At 63.2% G+C, this 21,542-nt stretch carries 24 protein-coding genes and 1 tRNA gene; 18 read left to right on the top strand and 7 right to left on the bottom strand.

Features of this window, described 5'->3' with window-relative positions:
* Positions 1-2: 2 nt before the first annotated feature.
* The 8 genes from hisI (at position 3) to AC3FKG_RS24150 (ending at position 4,872) form a co-directional block, all read left to right on the top strand.
* Entirely contained in the window at positions 3-410 is a 408-nt protein-coding gene (gene hisI, locus AC3FKG_RS24185) for a phosphoribosyl-AMP cyclohydrolase (protein WP_483709579.1), read from the top strand.
* Positions 407-784 carry a phosphoribosyl-ATP diphosphatase gene (locus tag AC3FKG_RS24180; RefSeq protein WP_483709577.1) on the top strand — a complete coding sequence of 126 codons (378 nt, stop codon included), beginning with the start codon at positions 407-409 and terminating at the stop codon, positions 782-784. The genes hisI and AC3FKG_RS24180 overlap by 4 nt, the downstream gene beginning before the upstream one ends.
* A 34-nt stretch (positions 785-818) precedes the next feature.
* The gene (locus tag AC3FKG_RS24175; protein ID WP_483709576.1) at positions 819-1,208 is read left to right on the top strand and encodes a DUF4870 family protein; all 390 of its coding nucleotides are present in this window, start codon (positions 819-821) and stop codon (positions 1,206-1,208) included.
* A gap of 54 nt (positions 1,209-1,262) precedes the next feature.
* A complete protein-coding gene (locus AC3FKG_RS24170) occupies positions 1,263-1,619 on the top strand; it encodes a histidine triad nucleotide-binding protein (RefSeq protein ID WP_483709575.1) in 357 nt (118 codons plus the stop codon).
* A 146-nt stretch (positions 1,620-1,765) separates the two neighbouring features.
* Positions 1,766-1,990, top strand: a complete 225-nt coding sequence (tatA, locus tag AC3FKG_RS24165; RefSeq protein ID WP_483709574.1) for a Sec-independent protein translocase subunit TatA — start codon at positions 1,766-1,768, stop codon at positions 1,988-1,990.
* Between the two features lie 99 nt (positions 1,991-2,089).
* Complete coding sequence (tatB, locus tag AC3FKG_RS24160) at positions 2,090-2,596, top strand: Sec-independent protein translocase protein TatB (protein ID WP_483709573.1); 507 nt, start codon at positions 2,090-2,092, stop codon at positions 2,594-2,596.
* A 107-nt stretch (positions 2,597-2,703) separates the two neighbouring features.
* On the top strand, positions 2,704-3,492 hold the full coding sequence (tatC, locus tag AC3FKG_RS24155) for a twin-arginine translocase subunit TatC (RefSeq protein WP_483709571.1): 789 nt from the start codon (positions 2,704-2,706) through the stop codon (positions 3,490-3,492).
* Positions 3,493-3,720: 228 nt separating this feature from the next.
* On the top strand, positions 3,721-4,872 hold the full coding sequence (locus tag AC3FKG_RS24150) for a porin (protein ID WP_483709569.1): 1,152 nt from the start codon (positions 3,721-3,723) through the stop codon (positions 4,870-4,872).
* A 457-nt stretch (positions 4,873-5,329) separates the two neighbouring features.
* On the opposite strand, the gene AC3FKG_RS24145 is transcribed toward AC3FKG_RS24150, so the two are convergent.
* The gene (locus tag AC3FKG_RS24145) at positions 5,330-6,523 is read right to left on the bottom strand and encodes a Do family serine endopeptidase (RefSeq protein ID WP_483709568.1); all 1,194 of its coding nucleotides are present in this window, start codon (positions 6,521-6,523) and stop codon (positions 5,330-5,332) included.
* Between the two features lie 19 nt (positions 6,524-6,542).
* On the opposite strand from AC3FKG_RS24145, the gene AC3FKG_RS24140 reads away from it, so the two are divergent.
* Positions 6,543-7,289: a Nif3-like dinuclear metal center hexameric protein gene (locus AC3FKG_RS24140; protein WP_483711555.1), complete on the top strand. Its 747-nt coding sequence runs from the start codon at positions 6,543-6,545 to the stop codon at positions 7,287-7,289.
* Between the two features lie 64 nt (positions 7,290-7,353).
* On the opposite strand, the gene mscL is transcribed toward AC3FKG_RS24140, so the two are convergent.
* Complete coding sequence (mscL, locus tag AC3FKG_RS24135) at positions 7,354-7,791, bottom strand: large conductance mechanosensitive channel protein MscL (RefSeq protein ID WP_483711554.1); 438 nt, start codon at positions 7,789-7,791, stop codon at positions 7,354-7,356.
* A 214-nt stretch (positions 7,792-8,005) separates the two neighbouring features.
* Between mscL and petA the strand changes: the two genes are divergently transcribed.
* The 6 genes from petA (at position 8,006) to AC3FKG_RS24105 (ending at position 12,312) form a co-directional block, all read left to right on the top strand.
* Complete coding sequence (gene petA / locus AC3FKG_RS24130; protein WP_483709566.1) at positions 8,006-8,623, top strand: ubiquinol-cytochrome c reductase iron-sulfur subunit; 618 nt, start codon at positions 8,006-8,008, stop codon at positions 8,621-8,623.
* Between the two features lie 2 nt (positions 8,624-8,625).
* A complete protein-coding gene (locus tag AC3FKG_RS24125; protein ID WP_483709565.1) occupies positions 8,626-10,029 on the top strand; it encodes a cytochrome b in 1,404 nt (467 codons plus the stop codon).
* 38 nt (positions 10,030-10,067) lie between these two features.
* Entirely contained in the window at positions 10,068-10,811 is a 744-nt protein-coding gene (locus AC3FKG_RS24120; RefSeq protein WP_483709564.1) for a cytochrome c1, read from the top strand.
* A gap of 205 nt (positions 10,812-11,016) precedes the next feature.
* On the top strand, positions 11,017-11,628 hold the full coding sequence (locus tag AC3FKG_RS24115; protein WP_008643086.1) for a glutathione S-transferase N-terminal domain-containing protein: 612 nt from the start codon (positions 11,017-11,019) through the stop codon (positions 11,626-11,628).
* Positions 11,629-11,686: 58 nt separating this feature from the next.
* The gene (locus tag AC3FKG_RS24110) at positions 11,687-12,175 is read left to right on the top strand and encodes a ClpXP protease specificity-enhancing factor (protein ID WP_483709562.1); all 489 of its coding nucleotides are present in this window, start codon (positions 11,687-11,689) and stop codon (positions 12,173-12,175) included.
* A gap of 61 nt (positions 12,176-12,236) precedes the next feature.
* Positions 12,237-12,312 (top strand) — tRNA-Thr (locus AC3FKG_RS24105).
* A 79-nt stretch (positions 12,313-12,391) separates the two neighbouring features.
* On the opposite strand, the gene AC3FKG_RS24100 is transcribed toward AC3FKG_RS24105, so the two are convergent.
* From AC3FKG_RS24100 to AC3FKG_RS24090, 3 genes are read right to left on the bottom strand one after another with little or no spacing between them, the layout of a single operon-like run.
* Positions 12,392-13,162 carry an enoyl-CoA hydratase/isomerase family protein gene (locus AC3FKG_RS24100; protein ID WP_488744353.1) on the bottom strand — a complete coding sequence of 257 codons (771 nt, stop codon included), beginning with the start codon at positions 13,160-13,162 and terminating at the stop codon, positions 12,392-12,394.
* Positions 13,163-13,176: 14 nt separating this feature from the next.
* Positions 13,177-14,412, bottom strand: a complete 1,236-nt coding sequence (locus AC3FKG_RS24095) for a CaiB/BaiF CoA transferase family protein (RefSeq protein WP_488744352.1) — start codon at positions 14,410-14,412, stop codon at positions 13,177-13,179.
* Positions 14,413-14,472: 60 nt separating this feature from the next.
* Positions 14,473-15,447: a Bug family tripartite tricarboxylate transporter substrate binding protein gene (locus AC3FKG_RS24090; protein ID WP_488744351.1), complete on the bottom strand. Its 975-nt coding sequence runs from the start codon at positions 15,445-15,447 to the stop codon at positions 14,473-14,475.
* Between the two features lie 163 nt (positions 15,448-15,610).
* On the opposite strand from AC3FKG_RS24090, the gene AC3FKG_RS24085 reads away from it, so the two are divergent.
* Positions 15,611-16,579 (top strand): LysR family transcriptional regulator, encoded by a 969-nt coding sequence (locus tag AC3FKG_RS24085; protein WP_488744350.1) that lies wholly within the window; start codon positions 15,611-15,613, stop codon positions 16,577-16,579.
* Between the two features lie 18 nt (positions 16,580-16,597).
* On the opposite strand, the gene AC3FKG_RS24080 is transcribed toward AC3FKG_RS24085, so the two are convergent.
* Positions 16,598-17,650 carry a phytoene/squalene synthase family protein gene (locus AC3FKG_RS24080; RefSeq protein ID WP_488744349.1) on the bottom strand — a complete coding sequence of 351 codons (1,053 nt, stop codon included), beginning with the start codon at positions 17,648-17,650 and terminating at the stop codon, positions 16,598-16,600.
* Between the two features lie 196 nt (positions 17,651-17,846).
* Between AC3FKG_RS24080 and sorA the strand changes: the two genes are divergently transcribed.
* Together sorA and sorB are read left to right on the top strand one after the other, a co-directional pair.
* Positions 17,847-19,100 (top strand): SorA family sulfite dehydrogenase catalytic subunit, encoded by a 1,254-nt coding sequence (gene sorA / locus AC3FKG_RS24075; protein WP_483709553.1) that lies wholly within the window; start codon positions 17,847-17,849, stop codon positions 19,098-19,100.
* A 13-nt stretch (positions 19,101-19,113) separates the two neighbouring features.
* Complete coding sequence (gene sorB / locus AC3FKG_RS24070; protein ID WP_488744348.1) at positions 19,114-19,737, top strand: SorB family sulfite dehydrogenase c-type cytochrome subunit; 624 nt, start codon at positions 19,114-19,116, stop codon at positions 19,735-19,737.
* A 182-nt stretch (positions 19,738-19,919) separates the two neighbouring features.
* Here the strand turns inward: sorB and AC3FKG_RS24065 are convergent.
* A protein-coding gene (locus AC3FKG_RS24065; protein WP_488742417.1) for an IS3 family transposase occupies positions 19,920-21,469 on the bottom strand; the annotation gives its coding sequence in 2 pieces (ribosomal slippage) (positions 19,920-20,983 and positions 20,983-21,469; 1,551 coding nt in all).
* Positions 21,470-21,542 lie beyond the last annotated feature (73 nt).

Below are 21,542 nucleotides of genomic sequence, written 5' to 3'. Positions count from 1 at the left end.
TCATGGCAAAGAAGTGGCTCAACAAGGTCAAGTGGGACGATAACGGCCTGGTGCCGGTGATCGTCCAGGAAGTCGGCACCAACGACGTGCTGATGTTCGCGTTCATGAACCGCGATGCGCTGCAGAAAACGGCCGAACTCGGCGAGGCCGTGTTCTGGTCGCGTTCGCGCAAGCGCCTGTGGCACAAGGGCGAGGAGTCGGGCCACGTGCAGAAGGTGCACGAGATGCGCCTGGATTGCGATGAAGACGTGGTGCTACTCAAGGTCACGCAGATCGACAGCATCGCGTGCCACACCGGCCGGCATTCCTGCTTCTTCCAGAAGTTCGAGGGCGATGCCGAGACCGGCGACTGGCAGACCGTCGAGCCGGTGCTCAAGGATCCTTCGCAAATCTACAACGCCAAGCCATGACCGAATCCCACTCCGCCGGCGCCGACGTGCTGGCGCGCCTGGCCGCGGTGCTGGAATCGCGCAAGCCTGAGAACGGCGGCGACCCCGAGAAATCCTACGTCGCGCGCCTGTTCCGCAAGGGCGATGATGCCATCCTCAAGAAGATCGGCGAGGAAGCCACCGAGACCGTGATGGCTGCCAAGGACGCGCGCGCCGCCGGAAAGACCGGCGCGGACGCGGACAAGGTGGTCTACGAGGTGGCGGACCTTTGGTTCCATACCATGGTGCTGCTGGCCAACTTCGGCCTGAAGCCGGCGGACGTCGTCAACGAACTTGCGCGCCGCGAAGGGTTGTCCGGCCTCGAGGAAAAGGCCAGCCGCCCGAAGCAGGACTGACGGCCGGCGCAGCGGCTGAATCGAAAGGGCGAGCATGGCGAACGATTACACCGGGCAGGTCACGATCAGCGATAGCGAACGGCTCGCCAGCCTGCGCAAGCTGATGCACATCCTTTATGCGCTGTATGCCATCTTCTGGCTGACGGGTGGCGTGACGGCGCTGATCGCCATCATCGTCGACTACGTCAAGCGCGACGATGCGCGCGGCACGCTGTATGCGTCGCACTTCGCCTGGCAGATCCGCTCGTTCTGGTGGTCGGTGGCCTGGGCCGTGCTTGGCGGCGCGTTTTTCGTCAGCGTGGTGCTGATTCCACTCGCCTTCGCGGTGTGGGCGATTCTGTCCCTCTGGATGCTGTATCGTATCGTGAAAGGTTGGCTCTATCTCCATGACAGCAAGCCGATGTACGCGGAGCGGGGCCTATAGTGATCAGGTATGTCGCGATGACTGATGTGCGCTCGACATCGCAACGAAAATTTCATGAACTCCCAGGATAATTGCATCTTCTGCAAGATTGTGGCCGGCCAGATTCCGTCGCGTAAGGTGTACGAAGACGACGACATGATGGCCTTCCACGATATCCACCCCAAGGCCCCGGTACACTTCCTGCTGATCCCCAAGTCACACGTCGACTCGCTGGCGGAGTGTGGTCCAGCCGAAGGGGAGGTGCTTGCTAGAATGATGCTGAAGGTGCCCGAACTGGCGCGTGCGGCGGGCTGTGGCAATGGCTTCCGGACGGTGATCAATACCGGCCCGGATGGCGGTCAGGAGGTCTACCACCTGCACCTGCATGTGCTTGGTGGTCCGCGCAATGAATGGAAGGTGCCGCTGCCCTGACCGGGCAGACGAAGCATAAGGAGCCGGACCACGTGCGTGGGCCGGACGCTGCGCCGGCAACCGTCGCCCGGCGCGGCCAGATTTGGACGGAACATCGGGTCCGGGCGGCAACAGAGTAACGCCCGCGGCTTCATCAGGAGCAAGAAATGGGTTCGTTTAGCATTTGGCATTGGCTGATCGTTCTGGTGATCGTCATGCTCGTTTTCGGTACCAAGAAGCTGCGCAATATCGGCCAGGACCTGGGCGGCGCGGTCAAGGGCTTCAAGGACGGCATGAAAGAAGGCGGTGACGACAAGCCTGCAGAGGCCAAGGAACTGCGTGATTCCACCACCATCGATGTGGAAGCCAAGGAAAAGAGCCGCCAGCAATAAGCCTGGCATTGCCGCTATTTCCCTTTTCGCCCTGTCTCCGCACCGAGTGGTTGCACGACCGATGATTCTCGCCCTGGCTGTAATCCGCCCGACGTCCGCATGATCGACCTTGGCATCTCGAAGCTGGCGCTGATCGGCGCCGTGGCGCTGATCGTGATTGGCCCCGAGCGCCTGCCCCGCGTGGCGCGGACGGTGGGTGCGCTGGTCGGGCGTGCGCAGCGCTATATCAATGACGTCAAGGCTGAAGTCAGCCGCGAGGTGGAGCTCGAGGAACTGCGCAAGATGCGTACGGAATTCGAAGACGCCGCGCGCGATGTCGAGCGCACCATCCACAAGGAAGTCAGCGAGCAGGCGCAGGCGCTGAACGAAGCGCTGGGCGGTGCCGAGGGAGCTGCCGCGCCTGGCGGCGATGCCTCGAGCTTCTCGCCCAGCTGGGACTCGGCGCACAAATCGCACAACGGGCGCAAGAGCTGGCGGGTCAAGCAGGGCGCGCGTCCGCTCTGGTTCAAGCGCCAGAACAATGTCCGCGTCTGGGTCCAGTCCGGCGCCGCGCGCGTCAAGCGACACCGCCCGGCCGCTGGCCGGGCCCGATCCTTCTTCGAATGAGCATGGCCGGGCAGCAGCACGCTTGCCGCCCGCCATCGCGATGCCTGCCGCGCAAGCGGTCTCACCGAAATACAAATGCCAGCCGCCACGGCTGAGCGGTCCACGCCATGAGCGACAACCGGTCGAACGATCCCCAAGACGAATCGCAGCAGGAAACCTTCATTTCCCATTTGGTCGAGCTGCGCGAACGCCTGGTCAAGGCGGTGGCCGGCGTCCTCCTGGTCTTCGTGGGACTGGTGTACTGGGCACCCGTCATCTTCAACCTGTTCGCGCGCCCGCTGATGGATGCGCTGCCCAAGGGCGGCAGGATGATCGTGACCGATGTGACCGGCTCCTTTTTCGTGCCGATGAAGGTCACGCTGCTGGTCGCTTTCCTGATCGCGCTGCCCTGGGTGCTGTACCAGATCTGGCAATTTGTCGCGCCGGGCCTGTACCAGCATGAGAAGCGGCTAATTGTGCCGCTCGTGAGCAGCAGCTACGTGCTGTTCCTGTGCGGCGTGGCGTTCGCGTACTTCCTGGTCTTTCCGACCGTCTTCCATTTCATGGCGCACTACAACGCGCCGCTCGGCGCGGACATGTCGACGGACATCGACAAATACCTGAGCTTTGCCATGACCACGTTCCTTGCCTTCGGCATCACCTTCGAGGTGCCGGTGGTGGTGATCGTCCTGGTTCGGTTTGGCGTGGTGGAGCTGGATAAGCTGAAGCAGATCCGTCCCTATGTGATCGTCGGTGCCTTCATCATTGCTGCCGTGGTCACGCCGCCGGACGTCCTGTCCCAGCTCCTCCTCGCCGTGCCCTTGATTGCACTGTATGAGCTCGGGTTGCTGATGGCGCGCTTTGTGGGCCGTCCGGAAGCCCGCACCGATGCCGCCGCCGAGACGCAGGCTGATTGATTCAATGGGGCAAGAAAGCGGCGTTTTTGCACCAATTTGGTGAAATCTCGCCTTGTTTCTGTTGTTCAATCACAACAAAAGGCGGCCGTATACGCGGTTTACGCCGAAAAAGCCTTCTGACGGCCGGGGGCGCTGGCCCATAATACGCAGCAGACGTGAAAGTTAATGCGTCGCCCAAACACTTGGGCAACCAAGATTTCCCAATCAGTTGACAAGGAAAGTGTCGATATGAAGATGAAACTGTTTGCTGCTGCCGTCGCCGCTCTGGCCGCTGGCGGCGCATATGCCCAATCGAGCGTGACCCTGTACGGTGTGGTTGATGCTGGTATCGAATACCAGAACAACCAGCCCGCCGTTCCGTCGCAAGGCATTTCGAATGGCCACAGCGTGACGCGCCTGATCTCGGGCGGCCAGTCGGGCAGCCGTTGGGGCCTGCGCGGTGTTGAAGACCTGGGCGGCGGCCTGAAGGGTCTGTTCGTGCTGGAAAGCGGTTTTACCGTTGACGATGGCAAGATGGGCAACGACAGCCGCCTGTTCGGTCGTCAGGCTTACGTCGGTGTTGGCAGCCAGTACGGTCAGCTGACCCTGGGCCGTCACCAGACCCCGATGTATGACTTCGGTCTGCAGTTCGACCCGATGGCGATTGCATCGAACTACTCGATCACGGCACAGGACGGCGCGTTCGCGGGCCGTGCCGACAACTCGATCAAGTACATCGGTACGTTCGGTGGCCTGACTGCCAACGCCCTGTACAGCTTCGGCTCGAACACCGGCGGCGCTGCTAACGCGATCCAAGGCAACCAGGGCGAAGTTCCGGGCACGTGGAAGATCGGCCGCGAATACAGCCTGGGCCTGTCCTATGCTGCTGGTCCGTTCGCAGTGGGTGCCGTGTATGACGAAACCAACCTGGGCTTCGCCAACAACGTCAACCCCGACGCAACCCTGCGCCGCGCTTCGCTGGCCGGTACGTACGCTTTCGGTCCGGCCAAGCTGTTTGCCGGCTATCGTTGGGCCAAGGGCGTTGACCTGGGCACGATCGCGTTCCTGGGCAACACCAGCCTGCAATCCATCAGCGGCGCGAAGGCTTCGTCGAACCTGTACTGGCTGGGTGCTGGCTACCAAGTGACGCCGGCATTCTCGCTGACCGGCGCAGCTTACTACCAGGACTTCCGCGGCGCCAAGGCTGATCCGTGGCTGTTCGTGGCTACGGCTGACTACGCCCTGTCGAAGCGTACCGACGCTTACCTGAGCCTGGCCTACGCTTACAACCGCGACAACTCGAATCTGGGTGTTAGCGGTCTCGGCAAGGTCAACGTCGACGCGACCGGCAAGTCTGACAGCCAGTTCGGCGCTACCGTTGGTATCCGCCACAAGTTCTAATCTGATGCGGGCGTGAGCCCGCTGTAGATTGGCTTGAAAAACGCCGGCACTCGAAAGAGTGCCGGCGTTTTATTTTGTCGGCTGTATGTCAAGCCAGTGCCGAAAGGCGGTGCTGCGGAAAAGGCACCGAGCGAAGTCCTGTGTGCAAAGTCGATCGACGGCCTGATGATCGCTCGGGTCGCACGAAGCGGAGGGCGAAAGCCTGCGCCTCGTGCCGGTATTGCATGACGAGCCATACACGAAGAATGTGCTCTCGGTCATGGCTGCGTCTCCGGCTGGGCTCGTCGGGATCTCCCGGTTTCCTGTAACCGCTGGCAATTCCGTCGGCACCACGCTGCGCGGTCTGCGGCTTGTGTGAAAGGGCCGGATTGTCTCGCGGCGACATGACAAAAAAAACCCCGCCATCTGCGGCGGGGTTTTTGCTTTGCGTACTTGGGCTAGAGATCAGGCGGACGCGCTATTCCTCGTCGTCGAACGGCACGGCACGCCGTGGAGGCGGGGGCCGCTTGCCAATGGTCACGGTCAGCTCGGCCGGCTTGCCGCGGCGGATCACTTTCATCTTGCTGTCCACGCCCGGCTTGAGCTGCGCGATCGCGTTCAGCAACGCGGTGGTGTCGGTGATGGGCTGACCATCCACGGAAGCCAGTACATCGCCCGGCTTCACGCCGGCCTTGTCGGCCGGGCCGCCTTGCACCACGGCGGCGATCAGCGCGCCTTCCTTGGCCTCGAGCCCGAACGATTCAGCGATTTCCGGCGTCATGTCCTGTGGTTCCACGCCAATCCAGCCGCGCGTCACGCTGCCGGTCGAGATGATCGATTCCATCACTTGCTTGGCCGTCGAGACCGGGATGGCGAAGCCGATGCCGAGCGACCCGCCCGAGCGTGAATAGATGGCCGTGTTGATGCCCAGCAGGTTGCCCTGCGCGTCCACCAGTGCACCGCCGGAATTGCCCGGGTTGATTGCCGCATCCGTCTGGATGAAGTTCTCGAACGTATTGATCCCGAGATGGCTGCGACCCAGCGCGGAGACGATGCCCATGGTCACGGTCTGGCCGACACCGAACGGATTGCCGATGGCCAGTACCACATCGCCGACCTTCACGTTCTCCAGGCGGCCGAGCGTGATGGCAGGCAAGTCCTTCAGCGAGATCTTGAGTACGGCCAGGTCGGTTTCAGGATCCGAGCCCACGACCTTGGCGTTCGCCTTGCGGCCGTCGGTCAGCGCCACCTCGATTTCATCGGCGCCATCGACCACGTGGTGGTTGGTTAGAATGTAACCCTCGGCACTGACAATGACGCCCGATCCCAGGCTGGACACCGGCTCCTGACGTTCCGGCAGGCGGTCGCCGAAGAAGAAGCGGAACCAGGGATCCTCGGACTGCGGATGGGGCGAGCGCCGTGTGCCGTTCTTGCTGGTAAAAATATTCACGACGGCAGGCATCGCCACCCGGGCAGCTTCGCTGTAAGACCCTTGCGCGGCGGCGCCGGCCACGTTGGGCACGACCTCCTTCAGCGCCACGATAGGCGACCCCGACTGCACCGCGACGCGCCCCCTCTGAAGCCACTCGGGCTTGAGCGTGGCGACGACGAACCAGACTGCCAGCACGACGGTGACAGCCTGGGCAAAGAACAGCCAAAAGCGCCGCAACATATTGGAGTTTGATCAAAAAATGAAGACGAAAGAGCTGGAATTGTACTTGAACGACCTGTTGGCGGTTTCCCGCTACAAGGACTATTGTCCTAACGGCCTGCAAGTGCAAGGCAACGCCGAAGTCACACACATCGTGACGGGCGTGACGGCCAGCCTGGCGCTGGTCGAAGCGGCCATCGAGGCCGGTGCGCAGGCCATCCTCGTGCATCATGGCTATTTCTGGAAAAACGAGGATGCGCGCGTGGTCGGGCAGAAGCATGCTCGTCTCAAACGGTTGCTGGGCTCGGACGTCAACCTGTTCGCGTATCACCTGCCGCTCGACAACCACCCGGAGTTCGGCAACAACGCCCAGCTCGCGCAGCAACTGGGCTTCACCCCGACGGGCCGCTTCAGCGGCGATGAACTCGGCTGGACCGGCACGCTGCCTTCACCGATGCCGCTGCAGGCGCTCGCCGCGCATATCGGCGGTGTACTCGGGCGCGAACCACTGGCCATTGGCGATCCGGACCAGATGATCCGCACGGTAGGGTGGTGCACCGGCGGTGCGCAAGGTTATTTCGATGCCGCCGTGGCAGCGGGTGTCGATGCTTATCTGAGCGGCGAAGTCTCCGAGCAGAACACGCACCTCGCGCGCGAAAGCGGTGTGGCGTATCTCGCGGCCGGGCATCATGCCACGGAGCGCTACGGCATTCGCTCGCTCGGCGAGCATGTGGCGCAGCGCTTTGGCCTGCAGCACACCTTCGTCGATATTCCCAATCCTGTTTGACGCGTATCAATAAAAACGGCCCCCACAGGGGCCGTTGTCTTGTCAGAATCCTGCTCTTGCCCGATCAGGGCTGGCGGGTCTGCAGGCTGTCGCGAATTTGACGCAGCAGGACAATATCTTCAGGCGTCGGCGGCGGTTCCGCCGGAGCCGCCGGCTCCTCGGCGCGCATCTTATTGAATGCCCGCACCATCAGGAAAATGATGAAGGCCAGAATCAGAAAGTTGACAACGATGGTCAGGAAATTACCGTAAGCAAACACCGGCACGCCGGCTTTTTTCAATGCGTCCAGCGTCATTGGCGTACCCGGCGGCGGCTCGGCCAGCGTGACGAACATATTGGAAAAATCCAGCTTGCCAACGATACGCCCGATCACGGGCATGATCAGGTCATTGACGACCGAATCGACGATTTTCCCGAATGCGGCCCCAATGATCACGCCGACCGCAAGGTCGATCACGTTGCCGCGCATTGCGAAGGTCTTGAACTCCGACATCATGCTCATGGGGCTTTCTCCTTCTTGTTGCAAGCAATGAACGCCTTCAAGCCCAGAAGCCTGCCGCATCGATGCGCGGAAAGCAAGCTTGCACGCGGCAATCCGCGCGTCCGGCCGATAATCGTACATTCCCATTGGGTTTTTCGCCTATCTTGCGCGGAGGTGCCTCATGTACAATTTATGGTTGACGCAAAATCTAAATTGACTTCCCCTGGGGTTTGGAATGAGTGACCAGCAAGACGTGAAGAGCGTGGATAAAGGTCGCCGCAATTGGTTGATCGCGACATCCGTCGCTGGCGGCGTCGGAGGCGTAGCAGTAGCGGTTCCTTTCGTCAGTACCTTTGCACCATCCGAGAAGGCCAAGGCGGCCGGCGCGCCAGTGGAAGCCGATATCGGCGCCCTCAAGCCCGGCGAGATGATGACGGTCGAATGGCGCGGCAAGCCGGTCTGGATCCTGCGCCGCACCGACGAGATGCTGGCCTCGCTCAAAAAGACCGACGGCGAAGTCGCTGATCCCAATTCCGACGTTCCGTTCACCATGAAGACGCCGGAGTACTGCAAGAACGAAACCCGCTCCCGCGCGGAACACAAGGACCTCCTGGTCGTCGTGGGCATCTGCTCCCACCTGGGTTGTTCCCCTTCGGGTCCTTTCCCTGCCGGCTCCAATCCTCAGCTCGGCACCGATCCCGGTTTTCTCTGCCCCTGCCACGGCTCGACCTTCGACCTGGCCGGCCGCGTCTTCAAGAACAAACCGGCTCCGCAGAATCTCGATGTTCCCCCATACCAGTTCCTGACCGACACCAAGCTCGTGATCGGCAAGGATGAAAAAGGAGAAGCTTGATCATGGCGGCCGATAAGCAAGTCAAGACGACCGGTCTGCTGGGCTGGGTCGACGCCCGCTTCCCCGCCACGCAACTGTGGGAAGACCATCTCTCCAAGTACTACGCGCCGAAGAACTTCAACTTCTGGTATTTCTTCGGTTCGCTGGCGCTGCTGGTCCTGGTGATCCAGATCGTCACCGGCATCTTCCTGGTGATGAACTACAAGCCGGACGGCACGCTCAACGCCGCCGGCATTCCCGTGGCATTCGCCAGCGTGGAATACATCATGCGCGAAGTCCCATGGGGCTGGCTGATTCGCTACATGCACTCGACCGGCGCCTCGGCGTTCTTCGTGGTCGTGTACCTGCACATGTTCCGCGGCCTGCTGTACGGCTCGTACCGCAAGCCGCGCGAACTGGTCTGGATCTTCGGCTGCCTGATCTTCCTGTGCCTGATGGCCGAAGCCTTCATGGGCTACCTGCTGCCATGGGGCCAGATGTCGTACTGGGGCGCGCAGGTGATCGTGAACCTGTTTTCGGCCATCCCGGTGATCGGCCAGGACCTGTCGCTGTTCATCCGCGGCGACTACGTGGTGAGCGATGCCACGCTGAACCGCTTCTTCTCGTTCCACGTCATTGCGGTGCCGCTGGTGCTGCTGGGGCTGGTGGTCGCGCACATCATCGCGCTGCACGAAGTGGGTTCCAACAACCCGGACGGCGTCGAGATCAAGGCCAAGAAGGACGCAAACGGCGTGCCGCTCGATGGCATCCCGTTCCACCCGTACTACTCGGTGCACGACCTGCTGGGCGTGGGCGGTTTCCTGATGATCTTCTCGGCGGTGATCTTCTTCTTCCCGGAAGTCGGCGGTTATTTCCTGGAATCCAACAACTTCTTCCCGGCTGATCCGCTCAAGACGCCGCCGCACATCGCGCCGGTGTGGTATTTCACGCCGTTCTACTCGATGCTGCGTGCCACCACGTCGAATTTCCTGCCGATCCTGTGGGTGTTCTTCGCGCTGGTGCTGGGCATGCTGTTCGTGCGCAGCAAGGACGCCCGCATCAAGGCGGCGTCCGTGGCCATTGCCGTGATCCTGGCGGTCGGCTTCTATTTCATCGACGCCAAGTTCTGGGGCGTGCTGGTGATGGGCGGCTCGGTCGTGATCCTGTTCTTCCTGCCGTGGCTCGACTGCTCGCCGGTGAAGTCCATCCGCTATCGTCCCGCCTTCCACAAGACCATCCTGACCGTCTTCGTGGTGGTGTTCATCGTCCTCGGCTACCTCGGCGTGCAACCGCCGTCGCCGGTTGGCGAGAAGGTGTCGCAGCTCGGCACGCTGCTGTACTTCGCCTTCTTCCTGACCATGCCGCTGTGGAGCCGTGCCGGCCAGTTCAAGCCGGTGCCGGAGCGCGTCACGTTCCATCCGCACTGAGCGACGCGCGAACCCCGACAAGAGGACAAGGACACACGATGAAAAAGCTGCTTTCCATCATTGCGCTGGCAGGCGCCTGCTTTGCCGCCGCGCCCGTCATGGCCAACGAAGGGGGGTATCCCCTGGAGCCGGCACCGGTGAACACTGCGGACCTGTCGTCGCTGCAGCGTGGCGCCAAGCTGTTCGTCAACTACTGCCTGAACTGCCACAGCGCTTCGCTGATGCGCTACAACCGGCTCAAGGACATTGGCCTGACCGATGACCAGATCCGCGACAACCTGCTGTTCTCCGCGGACAAGGTTGGCGAGACCATGACCATCGCCATGCAGCCGAAGGAAGCCAAGGCCTTCTTCGGCGCGCAGCCGCCCGACCTGTCCGTCATTTCCCGCGCCCGCGGCGATGACTGGCTGTACACCTACCTGCGTACCTTCTACCGCGACGACAGCCGCGCCACCGGCTGGAACAACCTGGTCTTCCCGAGCGTCGGCATGCCGCACGTGCTGTGGGAACTGCAGGGCCAGCGCGCCGCCAAGTTCGCCGAAACGGAAGAGCATGGCGAAAAGGTCCACAAGTTCGCCGGCTTCGAACAGCTGAGTCCCGGCAAGCTGAGCAAGGTCGAGTATGACCAGGCGACTGCCGACTTGGTTGGCTTCCTGGACTGGATGGCAGAACCCGCTCAGAACCACCGCAAGCGCCTGGGCGTCTGGGTGCTGCTGTTCCTGGGCATGTTCACCATCTTTGCGTGGCGCCTGAATGCCGCCTTCTGGAAAGACATCAAGTAACGTCCCAGCCGGCCCGGCATGAAAGAGGGCCAGAGCGGAAGTTGCTGTTGCAGCACCGCTCTGGCCCTTTTCCTATTGGGATTGCCTCAATAGTGGTCCCATAAGTGACGTATTTATATCTTATTTGCTTTTCGATGCCCGAGTTTGGCAGAATGTCTGACCTTACCGTCCGACCCTGCATCGGCTAAGCCCAAGGAATCCAACCATGATGGTGTTGTATTCGGGTACGACTTGCCCGTTTTCCCAGCGTTGCCGCCTCGTCCTGTTCGAAAAGGGCATGGACTTCGAGATCCGCGACGTTGACCTGTTCAACAAGCCCGAAGATATTTCGGTGATGAATCCCTACGGCCAGGTGCCTATCCTGGTCGAGCGCGACCTCATCCTGTATGAGTCGAACATCATCAACGAGTACATCGACGAGCGCTTCCCGCACCCGCAGCTGATGCCGGCCGATCCGGTTCAGCGTGCGCGCGCGCGCCTGTTCCTGTTCAACTTCGAAAAGGAACTGTTCACTCACGTCTACGTGCTGGAGAACGAAAAGGGCAAGGCCGCGGAAAAGAATCACGAGCGTGCCCGTGCCGCGATCCGCGACCGCCTGACCCAGCTCGCGCCGATCTTCGTCAAGAACAAGTACATGCTTGGCGAAGAATTCTCGATGCTCGACGTCGCCATTGCCCCGCTGCTCTGGCGCCTGGACCACTATGGCATCGAGCTGTCGAAGAACGCCGCGCCGCTGCTCAAGTACGCCGAGCGCATCTTCAGCCGTCCGGCCTATATCGAAGCGCTCACCCCGTCGGAAAAGGTGATGCGCCGTTAAGCCTGGCAGGCCCGATGCTTGCGCATCGGGTCAACCACCGGCGTCATGAAGAAGCACCATGCCTGAAACTTCCACCAAGCCCTACCTGATCCGCGCCATCTATGAATGGTGCACGGACAACGGCTTCACGCCGTACGTTGCCGTTTTTGTCGACGCCAACACGAGCGTTCCGCGCGAATTCGTCAAGAACAACGAGATCGTGCTCAACGTCAGCTTCGACGCCACGAGCGGCCTGGACATGGGCAATGAGTGGATCACGTTCAGCGCGCGCTTTGGCGGTATCTCGCGCAAGATCGACGTGCCCGTGGAAAACGTGCTCGCCATCTACGCGCGTGAAAACGGCCAAGGCATGGCGTTCCCGGTCGAGCGCAGCGTGCCCGAAACCCTGGCCGCGACCGAGCGGGAAAGCAACCCGCCGCCCAAGCTGGCCCCGGTGGAATCCGAGACGCCGGCCGACGCCGGACAGGGCGCTCCGGACGACGACGAAACCCCGCCGCCCGTGCCGCGCATCGGGGGCAAGAAGCCGTCGCTGAAGGTGGTGAAGTAAGTCACCCGCAACGCACCAAAGCGGACCGCAATGCAGTAGAATCGCGGTCTGCATCAGAAATGCCGGCTTAGCTCATCAGGTAGAGCAGTTGATTTGTAATCATCAGGTGGCGGGTTCGAGTCCTGCAGCCGGCACCAGACAGAAAAAGGGGTTACGTGATTTTTGCGTAACCCCTTTTTGCTTTGCGTTTTGTCCGGCCAAGGCGAATCAAACGCTTCAGCTCTGCCAGTACGGCTTGCGCTTCTCCACGAACGCCGAAATGCCTTCCTTGGCATCCTCTGTCGCAAACACATTGCCAAATGATTCCACCGCCGTCGCGATGCCACGCCGGTAGTCGCCATCATTGGCGCGCAGGAACGCCGTGCGTCCCATCCGCATCACAACCGGTGATTTGTCGCACAGCGTCTGCGCCAGCGCTCTTGCTTCACCCATGACGTCTTGCTCCGGGACGACGCGGCTGGCCAGTCCGAGCGACATGGCTTCGGCCGCGCCGAACGAGCGGCCCGTGAACAGCAGGTCGAATGCGCGATGGCGGCCGATGATGCGCGGCAGGTGCGTGAAGTGGATGGCCGGCGTGACGCCGACGTCGATCTCCGGATAGCCGAAGGTCGCGGAATCGGCGGCGACGATCATGTCGCAGTGAATCGCAAGCGTCATGCCGCCGCCGCGCGCGGTCCCGCCCACGGCGGCGATGGACGGCTTGCCAAGGTTGAACTGTGCTTCGTGCAGGCCGCTGTAGAGCTTGTCGACAAGCTGGTACGCGCGTGACGGCGCCGCACCGTGCAGCGCGTCGAGCTGAAGCCCCGCGCAGAAGCGCCGCGGCACGGCGCTGCCAAGGATGACGGCGCGCACGGAATCATCGTGCGCCGCACGGCGCAAGGCCTCGAGCAGTGCATCGATCATGCCTTCGTTCAGCGCATTGACCGGAGGGCTGTCCAGAAGGATCTCGGCGACGCGGTCGCGGACTTCATAGGTAACGGCGGACATGGCGGCTCCTGATGTCATGCCGCGACGCGCTGCGTCGACGGGGTATTGGATTCAGCGTTGCTGGCAGTCGCCACCACGCCGCTCGTCTTGAGCGCGGCGATGGCTTCGTCGTTGTAGCCAGCCTGGCGCAGCACCTCCTCAGTGTGTTCGCCGAGCAGCGGCGGAGCCCGGTGCGCGGCGCGGTTCTCGCCCCGGAAGCGCACGGGCAGGCCCATGTTGCGGATCGTTCCCAGTACCGGGTGCTCCGACTCGACGACCAGTCCGCGCGCAGCCAGTTGCGGATGCGCCAGTGCCTGATCGAGGGTATGAATCGGCGCGCAGGCGACACCGGCGTTGCGCAGCGCCTCCAGCCAGAACCCGACGGACTCGGTGACAATGCGCGCCCGGACTAGCGCGACGGTTTCGTCGAAGTGGGCGACGCGGTCGGCATTCGTCGCGAAGCGCGGATCGTCGACATAGGCCTGCAGCCCGGCAACGGGGCAGAAGCGCCGCCACTGCGCGTCATTGCCGATGCCGATCATGACCGGGCCGTCGGCGGCGTCGAACACCTGATACGGCGCCATGGCCGGATGCGCAGTGCCCATCGGACGCGGCGGCTTGCCGCTGCTCCAGTAGTTCTGTGCAAGGTAGCCCATGAAGCCCATCGCGGTGTCCAGCAGCGAGACCTCCAGCTGCATGCCGCGTCCTGTCTTCTGCCGCTCGATCAGCGCGGCCAGGATGCCGCTGAACGCGTGCATGCCCGTACCGAGATCCACTGGAGAGAAGCTCGCGCGGGCGTGCCTGCCGCCGGGTTCGCCCATGGTGCTGATCATGCCGCTGAAAGCCTGCAGCATGACGTCATAACCTGGCTCCTGTCCGAGCGGGCCGGTCCGGCCGTAGCCGGATATCTCGCAGTAGATCAGGGTTGGGTTTAGCGACGACAGGGTTTCATAGTCCACGCCCAGCCGTGCGGCCGCGCCGCTGCCAAATCCTTGCAGCACGATGTCGGCTTTGGCCGCCAGCGTCTGGACGATCTTCCGGCCCTCCGCCGTCTTCAGGTCCACCGCGAGACTGCGCTTGTTGTGGTTGACCGCCAGGAAGGTGGCCGACTGGCCGCGATCCTGCGGCAGCCACGCGCGCGTGTCGTCGCCGTGCCCGACGGGCTCGACCTTGATGACCTCGGCGCCCAGTTCGCCCAGGTACTGGCCGCACAGCGGGCCAGCCAGCACCTTGCTCAGGTCGAGCACCCGAATTCCTTGCAATGCAATCATGTGTCTGTCCGTTGTAAATCCATCTGCAGCAGGCTGCGGTCCTGCTCGCTGATCCGCGGCCTATTCCGGCCGGATGTCGATCGACCGCGCCAGGGCAGTCCAGCGCGCCGCGTCGCGGTTGACGAAGTCCTGCACCTCGCCGGGCGCAAGATGGAAAGGCTCGGCGCCGCGTGCGAACAGCGCATTGCCGTAGGCCGCACTGCGCGCGGATTCGGCCACCGCTTCGCGCAGCAAGCTGACAATCGCGGGCGGCGTGCGGGCCGAGATTTGCAGCGCGAGCCAGAACTTGAGGCTTACCGCCGGATAGCCCGCTTCGGCCAGCGTCGGAACGTCGGGCAGCAGCGGCGAGCGTGCGGCCGAGGTAATGGCCAGCGCCTTGAGCTTGCCGCCCTGTATCTGGCCAAGACAGGTGGTCATGCTGTCGAACAGGAAATCGACATTGCCGGCCATCACATCGCTGCTGGCGGGCGCGCTGCCCTTGTACGGGACGGTGACCGCCGTGAACTTCGCGGCCTTGAGCAGCAATGCGCCGTAGATATGCGGCGAGCTGCCGGCGCCATAGGTCGCGTAGCTGAGGTTGTCGGGCTTCTGCCTGCCCAGCCGGACCAGGTCGGCCACGCTGCCGACGCCAAGCTTGGTCGGATGGATCACCAGCACATTCGGCACGGTCGCGACCACGCCCAGCGCCAGCAGGTCGCGTTGCGGCTGGAAGCGCAGGTCCGGGAACATCAGCGGGTTGACGGCATGCATGCCGACCGTGTTCAGCAGGATGGTGTAGCCATCGGGACTGGCGTCGAGCACGCTCTGCGTGCCGAGGTTACCGCCGGCGCCGGGTTTGTTCTCCACCACGACGGGCTGGCCCAGCTTCTGCGACAACGGCATGGCGATCTGCCGCGCGACGAAGTCGCCGGGGCCGCCCGCGGCGAACGGCACGACCAGCTTTACCGGCCGCGCAGGCCATGAATTTGCCAGCAGCGGCCGCGCGAACAGCGCAGCGCCTGCGCCGGCAAGAAAGTTGCGGCGATCGATTCCCATGTTGTCTCCTGTGACGGCCTGCGCCGGATTCCGCGTGCGTTGCGCGGGCTTGTGTCACTATCGACGCCACGGAGATATATGTCTAAGACATCTTGTGGATGCCGGGTATCATCGTTCGTTATAGCCCGTGAAGGCCAGCCTTCGTGCAGCAGGAGACACAGCAATGGGGATACCGGTAGATGTGCGCGGGTTGCGCAGCTTTCTTGCCGTGGCGGCGGCGGGGTCGATCTCGCGCGCGGCCGAAACCTTGCACATCGCCCAACCCGCCCTGAGTCTGCAGATCCGGCAGCTCGAAGAGACGCTGGGCGTACCCTTGTTCCTGCGCAGCCACAAGGGCGTATCGATTACGGCGGCGGGCCAGCGCTTCGAGCAGCACGCCAGGGACATCCTGAAGCGGGTCGATCTGGCTTGTGAGGATGTTCGCGATCTCGTTACGGACCCGGAAGGGCGGGTCGCCATCGGACTGCCGCAATCCATGGCCAAGATCCTGACCGTGCCGCTGGTGCGCGAGACCATCCGGCGCTGGTCCAAGGTGCGGCTGCAGGTGATCGAGCTGAGCACGGGGTACATCCCGAACCATCTGCTGACGGGCCATATCGATATCGGGCTGACCTTCCAGTCGAACGCCGATCCCGGCCTCTTGTTCGAGCATCTGGTCGACGAAGACCTCGTGCTCGTGGCCGAGCCCGGAAAATTCGGCGGCGCGAGACGGCGCGATGCATTGCCCGCAAAGTCCGTCCGCCTCGGCGACTTGAGTCATTACCCGATGATCCTCCCCGCTGGCGAGCATGGCCTGCGTGCGCTGATCGACAGCCACTTGCGCGCGCACGCGATCGAACTGAGCGTGCTGGCGGAGGTGAATGCGATCCCGGAACTGATCGCACTCGCGGCCGCCGGGGTGGGCTATACGGTCCTTTCCTATGCGTCGGTCTCTACGGAGTTGCGCAAGGGGCTGCTGTCCGCCGCGCGCATTGCCGAGCCCGCGATGTCGCGGCCGGTGTTCCTGTGCCGTTCGGCGACCATGCCGCTATCCGTGGCGGCGTCGGCGGTGCATGAGTTGCTGGGCGAGATTGTCAGCGCGCAGATTGCCGACGGGAGCTGGCCGGCGCGTGTCGGTACGGCGCGGCGGTGAATGGCCGTCCGGCCGAACCTATCGCGACAGCACTGCCTCGATGCGTGCGATTTCGCCTTCCATCCAGCGCCGGAGTAAACCATCCGACATGACCAGCGCCGTGCTGCCGCCGAGGATGCGATAGACCTTCTTGCGATCGATCTTCGAGACCTTGCCCGGGTCGAGCCAGTCCTCGTTCTCCACGAGCAGCCGCAAGGTATCGAGGCCGATCAAAATCGGCCACAGGCAGGCGAGCCGCAAGCGCACGGCGGTACGCGGAATCGCCAGCGTGTACGCCATGGCTTCCCGGAAATGGTCCAGCGCCAGCCGTACGAGTTCGAACAGCACCGGCCGCATGCGCCGCGAATTGGCCGGCTCCAGGAGGTCGCGCGGCGCGCATCCGTGGCGATCGAGGCGTGCCTGGGGCAGATAGCAGCGCCCGATACGGAGGTCACTGCCACAGTCGCGCAGCACGTTGACCATCTGCAAGGCCTTGCCGAAGCGGATGCCGCGACGCTGCATGATGGCTGGCTCGTCCCTGAGTACGCCGGGCTGGTGGGCGTAGGTCATTGCCGTCCAGAACTCTCCCACGCAGCCGGCCACGAGGTAGGTGTAGCGATCAAGGTCGGACAGCTCCTGCAACGCGCCAAGTTCGCCCGATTGCTCGTCCGGAAACGTGCGCAGGTCGAACTCCATGCCTTCGGTCAGCGTGGTGACGATGCCGCGCACCGCGGTGCGGTCGGAATCATCGAGTTGCGCCAGCACGTCGAACGCTGGCCGGATCGATTCCAGCAGCGCCTTTTCTTTTGATTCCGTCTGATGGCCGGCGACTTCGCGCGACAAGCGCCCGGAGAACGTTGCGGGGTTGCCGCGGCCGTTGACACACTCGCGCAGCGCCAGCAGCAGATCCAGGCGCTCCGCAGGAGGAATCAGCGCGGTGTCCGCAATCGTGTCGGCCGCCCGCGCCAGCAGGTAGGCCAGTCCGACGGGGTCACGCATGCCCGCCGGCAGGATGCGCAGCGTCAGGTAGAACGAACGGGAAACTCCCTTCAGCAGCGGGCCGAGCAGGTAGGCCCGGGTCGGGTTTGGCATGGGTGCGTTGGTGGCGCGAGGGTAGGGCGCATTGTAACGGGCGTGGGCGGCCCGATGATGTGATGGCAACGGCGAATTCGATTTCCCCGATAACCCTTACCAAAATATCGCGTTATACGGCGGCCCAGCCTGCTAGCGACAATTCGCCAAAGTCCTCACCGTGGACACTATATTGAGAACAAAAAGGGAGAAGACCATGACTGCCCCCGACCATCCCCACGACGGCACGCGCGAGCGGCGCCGCTTCCTGCAAGGAGCCGGCGCCCTGATGGCCCAAGCCGCGCTGGGCGCCACGGCGTTCGATGCTTTGGCTGCCGGCACGCCGGGCAAGGTCGCCTTGCCCTTCGCCAATGGCGAGCGCGAGTTGGCCACCTTTCCGCAAAAGCGCCCGCTGATCCTGCTGACCAGCCGCCCGCCGCAGCTTGAGACGCCGTTCAGCGTCTTCAACGAGGGCATCATCACGCCCAATGACGCGTTCTTCGTGCGCTACCACTGGAGCGGCATACCGACTTCGATCGATCCCCAGGCTTATCGCCTGCGTATCGGCGGCCATGTGAAGGCGCCGCTGGAACTGTCGCTGGCGGACCTGAAGTCCTTGGCCGATCCGGTCGAGATCGTCGCCGTGAACCAGTGTTCGGGCAACAGCCGTGGCTTCTCTGAGCCGCGCGTCAACGGCGGCCAGCTGGCCAATGGTGCGATGGGCAATGCGCGCTGGACTGGCGTGTCCCTGAAGAAGGTGCTGGAAAAGGCCGGCGTGCAACCCGGTGCGGTACAGGTGACCTTCAATGGCCTCGACAAGCCGCCCCTCGAAAACGGCCCGGACTTCGTCAAGGCCTTGAACATCGATCACGCGCTCGATGGCGAGGTGATGCTGGCTTGGGCGATGAACGGTGCCGACTTGCCGATGCTGAATGGCTACCCGTTGCGCCTGGTGGTCCCCGGCCACTACGGCACGTACTGGGTCAAGCACCTGTCGGATATCCAGGTCGTGGACAAGGTGTTCGATGGCTTCTGGATGGCGTCGGCCTACCGTATCCCGGCGAACCCCTGCGCCTGCGTGCCACCCGGTACGGCGCCGTCGGCCACCACGCCGATCGGCCGCTTCACCGTGCGTTCGTTCATCACCAGCCTGGAAAATGGTGCAAAGGTGCCGACGGGCCGCGAAACGGTGGTGCGTGGCATTGCCTTCGATGGCGGCTACGGTATCGGCGAAGTCGGCTTCTCGCCGGATGGCGGCAGGACCTGGCAAGCGGCGAAACTCGGTCAGGACCTTGGGCGCTACTCGTTCCGCGAATGGACGGCGGTGCTACGTCCGCAGCGTCGCGGCAACCTGGATCTGCGTGTGCGCGCCGTGAACCGCATCGGCCAGAGCCAGCCGCTGGAGGCGCTTTGGAACCCGCCCGGCTATATGCGCAACGTGGTGGAAACCACACGCGTCACCGCGGTTTGAGGGAGGGGACATCATGAACATGAAAACCCTGATTGCCGCCGCGTTCGCCGCCTTCGCTTTGCCAGCCATGGCGCTGGAGATCACCCTGCCGGCGGAGACCGCCGCCTGGCGTCCGAGCGATCTTCCCGGATACCGGCTCGTGCAGCAGAACTGCATGACCTGCCATTCGGCGCAGTACGCGGAGACACAGCCGCAGACGTCTCCGCGTGCCTATTGGGACGCGACCGTCAAGAAGATGAAGAAGCCGTACGGCGCGCCGGTGCGTGACGAAGACATGCCGGCCATCATCGATTATCTCGTCAAGACCTATGGTGCTGAGCGCGGCAGCGCAACGCCCGTAGCCGCTGCTGCGGTGCCTGCCGCGCCGGCAGCCGCCGGTGGCACGCCGCGCACGGCGGATGCGCTGCTCGGCGCCAACCAGTGCAGCGCCTGCCATGCGGTCGACAAGAAGGTCGTCGGCCCGGCGTTTCATGACGTGGCGGCGAAGTACGCCGGTAATGCCGATGCTACCGGCAAGCTGATGCAGAGCATCCGCAACGGCGGTAGCGGGAAGTGGGGGCAGGTGCCGATGCCGGGGTTCCCGCAGCTGGATGAGGCGGATTTGAAGACGTTGGCGAATTACGTTTTGTCGCGTTAGCCAAGCGGCGAATGTTTGCCTGGCGAGCAACGGTGCTCGCATAGCTGTCCGGCAGTCGCGACTGTCGGACAGCAGTATCAGAAAGGGCGTCACGCTTGGCATGCGCCGCTGTTTCGCCGGCGTAGCCGGCGAGTCACTTTTTGTCCGAGCGGCGTGTGTCAAGGTAGTTGTCGCGTCCGCCGCTATGCTGCTTTCCGGTACTCCTTAGGCTCCAGCTCAGCCCGCTCGGGGTTCAGGTAGACCACTGGATCCAGCTTCCAATTCCGGATTCCCCGCGACCAGCGCTGCGGGTGCCGGGCGCGCGCAGCCTGATACACCACCATTCGTCGCGCCAGCAGGGGTATCGCTTCCCCGCGGTGCCGCTGGTTCGGCGTGACATACTTCAGCCCGCTGTGACGGTGCTCCTCGTTGTACCAACGCACGAACCGATGCACCCATTCACGCGCCTGTTCCAGCGTATCGAATGGCCTCTCGGGCCACAGCGGGCAGTACTTGGCCGTACGGAACAACGCTTCGGCATAGGCGTTGTCGTTGCTCACGCGTGGGCGGCTGTATGACGGCACCACGCCCAGATCCTGCATCGCAGCGCGCATGCTCAGCCCCTTCATGACGCTGCCATTATCAGAGTGCAGCACCAGCGGCCGCCCAGCCGTTTGCTCGCGCAGACAGCCCAGTTCGAGCAGCCGGCGGGCATGCTCCACCGACTCGCTCTCGTGCACTTCATTGACCACCAGCTTGCGGCTGTAGATGTCCTGCATCATGTACCAGTAGAAGAAGCGACCCTTCACCGTAGTGGGCATCCACGTGATGTCCCAGCACCACACCTGATTGGCACCGTCTGCACGATGCGTGGTCGGCGCGCGGGGCTTGGCATTGTGACTGCGTCCACGTCGCCGGCTCTGCCCTGCAGCCCGAAGCACACGGTAGAACGTCGATTCCGACGCCAGGTAGCGGCCCTCGTCGGCCAACTTCGGCACGATCTGGTGCGGCGTCAGGCTCTCGTAGCCAGGCTGGTTGGCCGCTGCCAGCACGGCCTGCCGTTCTGCCTCGCTGAGCTTGTTCGCCGGCACCGGGCGCTGCGCTCCCGGGCGGCCATCCTCTGGCGCATGGCGCCAGCGCTGCAAGGTGCGCTCACTCAAGTCCAGTTCCTCGCAGGCCCTGGACTGGCGTGCACCGCTCTTTACCGCTTCATCGATCAACGCAATGGCATCGCGGCGATCCGAGACGTTGATCAGTCTTCCTCGTCCCTTCCCCAGATCGCCTCGGCTTTTTTTCTCAGCACCAGCAGCGCTGCTGTCTCAGCCAGCGCCGCATCCTTGCGCTTGAGTTCGCGCTCAAGATCCCGGATCCGCTTCTGAGCCGCCTGTTCCTCGCGGCGCTGCGCCAGGTCAGGCTTGTCTGGTGTCTTGGCATTGGCCTGCTCGCACGCGGCCCGCCACGCCCGGATCTGTTCCGGCTGAATACCCTTCCTGCGGCAGTATTCGGACAGCTCCGCCTCACTCAGGGGCGCCGTCTCCAGCACCACTCGGAACTTGTCCGCACTGGACCACTTATCACTTTGTTTGCCGTTGCCTGGCACAACCTTTCCTTGCTCTCGGGCCGCGTTGCGCCAGTTGCGCAGGCACACCGTTGTAATGCCTGTCTCCCTGGCCAACTCCGCCACCGACCGGTTCAAGGGCGGCTTCATCTGCTCGACCACCCATTCTTTGTACTCCGCCGGATAAGGCTTCATCTTCCAACCGTTACCGCCCCCCATTGTCCTTCATCGAAAGGCAGCGAGGCGACAACTATCCTGACATGGAGGG

This window comes from Cupriavidus sp. 22TCCZM04-2, assembly GCF_057798895.1.
The sequence above is the reverse complement of the archived record's forward strand: the minus strand, read 5'-3'. Positions and strand labels throughout refer to the sequence as shown.

Coding starts and splice junctions, on each gene's coding strand:
- tatB (WP_483709573.1), top strand. CDS start 2,090: ATGATCGACCTTGGCATCTCGAAGCTGGCGCTGATCGGCGCCGTGGCG.
- AC3FKG_RS24115 (WP_008643086.1), top strand. CDS start 11,017: ATGATGGTGTTGTATTCGGGTACGACTTGCCCGTTTTCCCAGCGTTGC.
- AC3FKG_RS24110 (WP_483709562.1), top strand. CDS start 11,687: ATGCCTGAAACTTCCACCAAGCCCTACCTGATCCGCGCCATCTATGAA.
- AC3FKG_RS24175 (WP_483709576.1), top strand. CDS start 819: ATGGCGAACGATTACACCGGGCAGGTCACGATCAGCGATAGCGAACGG.
- AC3FKG_RS24170 (WP_483709575.1), top strand. CDS start 1,263: ATGAACTCCCAGGATAATTGCATCTTCTGCAAGATTGTGGCCGGCCAG.
- AC3FKG_RS24180 (WP_483709577.1), top strand. CDS start 407: ATGACCGAATCCCACTCCGCCGGCGCCGACGTGCTGGCGCGCCTGGCC.
- sorA (WP_483709553.1), top strand. CDS start 17,847: ATGACTGCCCCCGACCATCCCCACGACGGCACGCGCGAGCGGCGCCGC.
- AC3FKG_RS24120 (WP_483709564.1), top strand. CDS start 10,068: ATGAAAAAGCTGCTTTCCATCATTGCGCTGGCAGGCGCCTGCTTTGCC.
- tatC (WP_483709571.1), top strand. CDS start 2,704: ATGAGCGACAACCGGTCGAACGATCCCCAAGACGAATCGCAGCAGGAA.
- petA (WP_483709566.1), top strand. CDS start 8,006: ATGAGTGACCAGCAAGACGTGAAGAGCGTGGATAAAGGTCGCCGCAAT.
- AC3FKG_RS24100 (WP_488744353.1), bottom strand. CDS start 13,162: ATGTCCGCCGTTACCTATGAAGTCCGCGACCGCGTCGCCGAGATCCTT.
- AC3FKG_RS24125 (WP_483709565.1), top strand. CDS start 8,626: ATGGCGGCCGATAAGCAAGTCAAGACGACCGGTCTGCTGGGCTGGGTC.
- AC3FKG_RS24080 (WP_488744349.1), bottom strand. CDS start 17,650: ATGCCAAACCCGACCCGGGCCTACCTGCTCGGCCCGCTGCTGAAGGGA.
- tatA (WP_483709574.1), top strand. CDS start 1,766: ATGGGTTCGTTTAGCATTTGGCATTGGCTGATCGTTCTGGTGATCGTC.
- hisI (WP_483709579.1), top strand. CDS start 3: ATGGCAAAGAAGTGGCTCAACAAGGTCAAGTGGGACGATAACGGCCTG.
- AC3FKG_RS24140 (WP_483711555.1), top strand. CDS start 6,543: ATGAAGACGAAAGAGCTGGAATTGTACTTGAACGACCTGTTGGCGGTT.
- AC3FKG_RS24145 (WP_483709568.1), bottom strand. CDS start 6,523: ATGTTGCGGCGCTTTTGGCTGTTCTTTGCCCAGGCTGTCACCGTCGTG.
- sorB (WP_488744348.1), top strand. CDS start 19,114: ATGAACATGAAAACCCTGATTGCCGCCGCGTTCGCCGCCTTCGCTTTG.
- AC3FKG_RS24085 (WP_488744350.1), top strand. CDS start 15,611: ATGGGGATACCGGTAGATGTGCGCGGGTTGCGCAGCTTTCTTGCCGTG.
- AC3FKG_RS24090 (WP_488744351.1), bottom strand. CDS start 15,447: ATGGGAATCGATCGCCGCAACTTTCTTGCCGGCGCAGGCGCTGCGCTG.
- AC3FKG_RS24095 (WP_488744352.1), bottom strand. CDS start 14,412: ATGATTGCATTGCAAGGAATTCGGGTGCTCGACCTGAGCAAGGTGCTG.
- mscL (WP_483711554.1), bottom strand. CDS start 7,791: ATGAGCATGATGTCGGAGTTCAAGACCTTCGCAATGCGCGGCAACGTG.
- AC3FKG_RS24150 (WP_483709569.1), top strand. CDS start 3,721: ATGAAGATGAAACTGTTTGCTGCTGCCGTCGCCGCTCTGGCCGCTGGC.